Source organism: Streptomyces sp. NPDC055140 (genome assembly GCF_053607285.1).
In genome coordinates this window covers 1-5,791 of record NZ_JBSGTG010000096.1, presented here as the reverse complement: position 1 = coordinate 5,791, position 5,791 = coordinate 1, and the positions used below count along the sequence as shown (strand labels likewise).

The following is a 5,791-nucleotide window of genomic DNA, read 5'->3' as shown; positions in this document are numbered from 1 at the left end:
CCTACGGCTGCGGGTACTCCGAGCGCGTCATCGGCCAGTTCCTTCGCGAGAACCCGGAGCTGTCCCTCCAGCTGAGTAGCAAGGTCGGCCAGATACGCGGCAGCGCAGAGCATCCGTACGCTGGCCGTCACATCCACCACCAGCTCGAGCAGACCCTGGAGAACCTGTACGCCGAAGAGCTTCACCTCTACACCTTGGACAGCTTCGACTTCGGCCCTGGAGATCGCTACCTGGGCAATGCCATCGACTCGATGCGCACGCTCCGGGAAGTGAAGGCAATCAGGGCGATCGGGATGCGGGGACCATTCACGCACTACGCGGCCTCCCCAGAGGAGTGGGCGGCCCAGACCGAGCGGTTCTTGTACCTGTTCCGGCTGATCAAACCGGACGTGGTCTGGACCCGGTTCAATGCCTTCACCCCAGCCGTCTCTCTCGAAGGGCAGGATCTGTTCAGCTTCACGGCGCGGCACGGCGTCGGCCTGGTGCTGGCGGCTCCACTGGCTCACGGCGTGCTTGCTGGAAAGGGAGTTGCGGCTACCTCATCGCCTTGGCCAGCTACTCCGCAACGTGCAAGGCTGATGCCTTCCCTCAAGGAACGGGTAGATGAGCAACTGCACATTCTGCGCGGCCACTTCGGGGACACCCCGGGAACGCTGACGCGGTTGGCTCTTCGCTCGAGCTTGCAGCGCGGCGATCAGTGCGTGGTCGTTGTCGGCTTCAGCACCGAGGAACAGGTGGAGCAGAACTACAGCTGCCTGGGTGATCCGCTCACGGCGCCGGAGCTCGGCATCGTCGACAACGTCTACGCCGCCCTCCGGGCTCAAGTCCAGGAAGCGGCATCGCTCTCGCCCGTCAAGGCACTGCAGCCATGAGCGTGATCTGGGCGTTGGTCAGCGGCGCTCGGCGGAGACGACAAGCTGCTCGCCCGCACGAGTGATCCGGGCCAGGACGTAGCCGTCCGGGAGCAGTGGAACCGCCGTCATGGCCTGCGACGGCATTGGAACCGGCTGAAGGAGGGTGAGGCGGTCCACCAATGCCGCGCTGAGTAGCCGCTCACCCAGATTCGACGGCCCGACAAGCAGCACAGTTCGGGCACCGGCTTCGGTGAGCGCGGCAACCGCGTCCCCTGGCTCGTCGGGCACCGGATAGGTGGGCACCCTGAAGACGCGCCCATGACTGCCGTTCCGGCCTTCTTCGGCCGAACCGTCGATGGAGATAACCAGATCGTGTGCGTGGCGCTGAAGCTCGACCTCGGCGAGCGTCTCTGCCGCAGGGGCGATGGGATTGCCCGCAGAGTCCATCTGGATCAGCAGGTGCAGGACGGGACGCCGGTACGACAGGGAGACGCGCCAGGGCCCGAGCACGGCCAGGGCCTCCTGTTCCAAGACATGCGTCTGGACATCGACGCCGGCCTGGTGCAGCCGGGCGGCTCCACCCTCGCCCCGCGAGGTGGGGTCCATAACGGCGATCAGCACGCGCGCGATCTTGGCGTCCAGGAGTGCTTGGTGGCAGGCAGGCGTGAGGCCTTCGTGGTTGCAGGGCTCCAGCGTCACCACGGCCGTGCCTCCCGCGGCTCGAGCGCCGGCGGCCGCGAGCGCATTGACCTCGGCGTGCGCCTCGCCTTTACGCAGGTGGTACCCCTCGCTCACCGTGCGGCCCGCAGCATCAAGGATCACGCAGCCGACAGCCGGGTTCGGACTGGTGGCGCCAAGCCCGCTCGCGGAGATGACGATGGCGCGACGCATCGCCGCCAGCTCCACCGACGTGGGCATTGACCCTCCCTCAGCTCTGCGCGACGGACCGGATCAGCTCGGCTACCCCGGGGGTGTCAGGGGCGGAGCGCATCGCGTCAACAGCAGCGATCGTCTCACGGAGGGTTCGCGTCGATCCTCCGCTGTGGGCGACGACCAGCGCCTGGCGGGCATGGTCGACGCCTTGGTCCATGTCGCCGGTCCGAGCATGGGCGGTGGCGAGTCGAGCGTGCAGGAGACCGCGGTCACGCCGGTAGACCTGTGGCATCGTGGCGAGCGCGGTGGACAGGATCGGGACGGCTCGGTCCGAGCGTCCCAGGAGGAGCCAGCAGTTCGCGCGCTGCCCCTCAAGGTACGCCGGGGTCGCGAAGTCGCCGTGCCCGCTGCGGCCGTCTCCGGCACTCTCGGGTTGTGCGGCGTAAGTCTCGGCCTGATCAATGAGCCGGTGGCACGTCACTTCGTCTCCGGCGAGGGCGTAGCCGTGAGCCTCCTGCTGGAGGGCGGCGGCGCGCATCTGCGGAGTGAGGATGTGTTCGTAGCGTTGGACAGCGCGGGAGAGGCTGATGCTCGGTGCGGCGTGGCCACAGGCGGTGGCCTGTTGGGCACGCCGGAACAGTGTCCAGGCGGTCATCACGTCGTCGCCGGCTTCGACCGCCCATGCCATGGCCTGGTTCGTCCAGTGCGAGGCCAGTGCGGTGTCGGTGGTGCAGTCCTCGTGAAGCCAGGCCGCGGACTCGGCATAGCGGGCGGCAAGGACAAGGGCTTCGCCACGCAGGTGAGGACCAGTGCACTCGAGAAGATCTTGGAGCACGCCGAGGTTTTGATGGACGCCGCCGAGCGCGTGGCGAGGGCCCAAGAGGTTGTCGCTCTGGACGAGCAGGTGCCACATCTCGCGAAGATGCATGAGGAGGGCTTCTGCCTCGTCCGGCGTCATGCGGTCGAGACGACGCTGAGCGGAAGCCCCGACGTGGCCGGGAAGGAGAGGGAGTGCTGCTGCAGCGCTGCCGGCGACGAGCAGCTGGCGGCGGTCCACGTCTTCGCCTTCCTGCGGGAGGAACGGGCTTGAGGTGAGGATTCCCCCCTGCGCCAGTCCCGCCCCGAAGGAGACCTGGCGAGTGGAGAGACGCTCCGTTGCCTGGACCTCGGCGGCCCCGTTCTCGCCGCCTGCGTCCAGAGCGCCAAACAGCAGCGCGACGGGCTGCTGGAATAGGTGCTCGAGGATGGTCCGGGTGTCCTTCTGCGGCAGGCGTTTCAGTTCGCCGGCCATCCACCGGTCGAAGGTGCGGCGGGCGACGGGGATATCCGCAAGGCGGCTCTTCCCGGTCTGTTCGGCCAGTTCCCGTCCCGCTTTGGAGAAGTGGGTGCTGAACGTTTCGACCGTGGTCCAGCCCCGATCTTGAACCAACTGACGGAACAACGTCATCCGTACCATATGCGCGTCAACCTCCAGGGCGTCTGAACTGCCAGGAGTCCGCTACCTCGCCGGCTGCTGAGGCGAAGAGCTCTGAGGTCAGCCATCGATCACTGATGGTGATCGCATCAGCCACGCGGCCGCGATCCTCCTCAGCCCTTGCCATGCTGGTGGCGTCGAGCGGCGGGCCGAACAACGCAACGCAGGGGAACCCCAGAAGGTATTCCAAGGCCACCCGAGTGTCAGCCTGCGGCATGCCCTTCGATTCCCCGATCATCCACCGGTCGAACGTGCGCCGGGCAACAGAGACCCCTAAGAGACGGGGAGAGTCGGACTTAACGGCCAAGTCACGGGCTGCCTGCTCCAAGTGGCAGGCGAAGACACTCCAGTTTTCCCATCCACGCTCCAGAATCAACACGCGGAACAACGTGGGGCGGAGCACCCTTACAGCCCTCCTCGGACAACGGTGGATCCAGCAGCGGTCCGCGCAACCGGCGGCATATGCCACGACCAGCGACAGCGCCCGCACGGATCGCGACCCTGGCCAGGATGGCTCAACGTCCCACTCCAAGCAACATGGTTGAGCAAATTGCTGAAGAGATTGGTTGTCGGGAGATCGGCGAGCCGTCACACTGGCCAACATGTCGCATGGGAACGAGGCCCCCGGATCGCTGGTGCTGCGTGAAGTCGGCGTCCTCGTCCGGAAGTTGCGCGATCGACGCGATCTGACGCAGAGTGCGGTTGCAGAACTCCTCAGCAGGCACGAGCCTCCCTTCAAACTGGACGGCTCCGCAGTCAGCAGGCTCGAACAGGGCCGGCGGAAGCGCCTGTCACCGGAGCTCACGGAAGCGCTCCTTGACTGCCTTGAAGCCGGGCCGCCTGAGCGAGGCGAGGTGATGGCCCTCCTGAAGGCCGAGACGACACCCAGCAGACCTCGGCCAGCCCTATGGCGCCGAAACGCTGACCTGCTCGGCCCCATGCGCTTCGAGGGCTTCCTCGCTCTCGAACTGCGCGCCCGGGGCGAGGACAACTACGAACCCAAGATCGTGCCCGGCATTCTTCAGACGCGTGAATACGCCGAGTACGTCATCACGGCGATGCGTGAAGAACTGCGTCCTGCCGAGGTCAAGGGCCTCGTGGACATCCGCATGGATCGCCAGAACCGAATCGCCCGCGGCGCGCTGCGAGAATTCCGTGCCCTGCTCGACGAGGAGGGGCTGCGGACGACGGTCAAGAACAAGCAGATCCTGAAGGGCCAGCTCGAACGACTGGTTCTTGAGTCAGCGGAGCCCAGGAACGCCATCCGCGTCCTACCCAAATCGGTGGACTGCCACCCTGGCACATCCGGGGCGTTCGTCGTGATGCACTTCCCCGAGCCCGCACGATCTGTCGTGTGGTTGGAAAACATGGTCAGCTCGGGGTACTTCGATGAAGAGCTCTATACAGATGCGTACTCACAGGCCTTCAACAGCCTCTGGGAGCGGGCGCTGGACCCGGACGCCACCCGCGTACTGCTTAAGAAGATGATCAAGGAGCTGCAGTGACAGTGCAAAAGCCCGATCCGTCCACACTGGACCTGAGCGATGTCGAGTGGCAGGTATCGGACTTCCCGAGCGGCGGCGGAGGGAACTGCGTCAGGTTCGGGCGCAAAGGGGAGTGGATCCTCATCGGCGATTCGCACAACCCCGATGGCCTCCCACTGGTGTTCACCAGGAAGGAGCTTGAGTCCGCCATCCTCGGGGCGAAGGCAGGCCAATTCGACCAACTTGCCGGCCTCGACTGACTACAACCCGAGACCGTGATGTACAGATCGCGCGGCGATCGTGTCCTCGCCCACGCGGTCGACGGTGCAGGCGAAGGCCAACCGTGGCCCGTGCCCGACCGCGAGGCAGCTCGTTGAACCTCCGTCGCCGCCAGCTTGGTCCACCGAAACCCGGCCCGCGCTCGCGGCACGCATGCCTCCCGCTCAGGTCACCCTCTCGCGTACGCGGCGGGCGTCGTCCTCGAACGTTCGAAGGGGCGTGAGGCCTGTGACAATCGCGAGTGCAGCCGCACTCCAGAAATCGGCCATCGGCACCTGCAGGCGCAGTGGAACCGTCAGGGACGCCGGCCGGATCCACAACCTGTACGCGGACGGAGCAGTGAACTGCGCCCAAGCCCGGTCCCGTTGGAGCGGCGACGAACCGGGCGCGGATCTGCTCACAACCCAGCCCAACATGGCCTCGAGGCGGATGATCGCGGAGCCGACGATGACGGCGTCGGCGAAGGAGGCGCCACTGTTTGTTCGGGGCAGAGACGCCGATGGGCAGCGGGGTAACGGTGCGCAGACATTCCACGAGGCGTAGAGCCCGGGGCGGAGAGGGCCCCGGGATCCGGTGACTCCGGCCGTTGCTGGGGCGTAGGGCATGCCGCGAGCTGCGCCGCACACGAGGGCCAGGCCCGCGGCTAATCCCATCGCTATCTAGCGGTTTCGGATGAATTCGCAGGTCACAGGCCGACATCCGGGGAAGGTAAGTAAGGCACGTTCCGGGGGCACTGCCGGGGCGGTTGCCTGTCAGCGAGCCGGCGTGGCAGTGCGCGTTCGCACTCCTCTCAGACGTCGGGGGGCCTAGAGGAGGTCGTTCAGGGT

The 5,791-nt window shown here is 66.4% G+C and carries 6 protein-coding genes; 3 read left to right on the top strand and 3 right to left on the bottom strand.

From position 1 onward, the window contains the following. Window positions 1-872: aldo/keto reductase (locus tag ACWFR4_RS47395; RefSeq protein WP_453658017.1), on the top strand; the 872-nt coding region annotated here is incomplete at its 5' end. An 18-nt stretch (window positions 873-890) separates the two neighbouring features. Here ACWFR4_RS47395 and ACWFR4_RS47390 read toward each other — a convergent pair. The 3 genes from ACWFR4_RS47390 to ACWFR4_RS47380 are packed head-to-tail and all read right to left on the bottom strand — an operon-like array spanning window position 891 to window position 3,691. Beyond that, window positions 891-1,772, bottom strand: coding sequence for a bifunctional diaminohydroxyphosphoribosylaminopyrimidine deaminase/5-amino-6-(5-phosphoribosylamino)uracil reductase RibD (locus tag ACWFR4_RS47390; RefSeq protein ID WP_453658015.1), 882 nt, complete (start codon window positions 1,770-1,772; stop codon window positions 891-893). A gap of 10 nt (window positions 1,773-1,782) precedes the next feature. Continuing rightward, entirely contained in the window at window positions 1,783-3,174 is a 1,392-nt protein-coding gene (locus ACWFR4_RS47385) for a hypothetical protein (protein ID WP_453658013.1), read from the bottom strand. 16 nt (window positions 3,175-3,190) lie between these two features. Then, window positions 3,191-3,691: a hypothetical protein gene (locus ACWFR4_RS47380; RefSeq protein ID WP_453658011.1), complete on the bottom strand. Its 501-nt coding sequence runs from the start codon at window positions 3,689-3,691 to the stop codon at window positions 3,191-3,193. A 112-nt stretch (window positions 3,692-3,803) separates the two neighbouring features. Between ACWFR4_RS47380 and ACWFR4_RS47375 the strand changes: the two genes are divergently transcribed. Both ACWFR4_RS47375 and ACWFR4_RS47370 read left to right on the top strand, forming a co-directional pair. Next, window positions 3,804-4,706, top strand: a complete 903-nt coding sequence (locus tag ACWFR4_RS47375; protein WP_453658009.1) for a helix-turn-helix domain-containing protein — start codon at window positions 3,804-3,806, stop codon at window positions 4,704-4,706. 2 nt (window positions 4,707-4,708) lie between these two features. After that, a complete protein-coding gene (locus ACWFR4_RS47370) occupies window positions 4,709-4,945 on the top strand; it encodes a DUF397 domain-containing protein (protein ID WP_453658007.1) in 237 nt (78 codons plus the stop codon). Window positions 4,946-5,791: the final 846 nt, after the last annotated feature.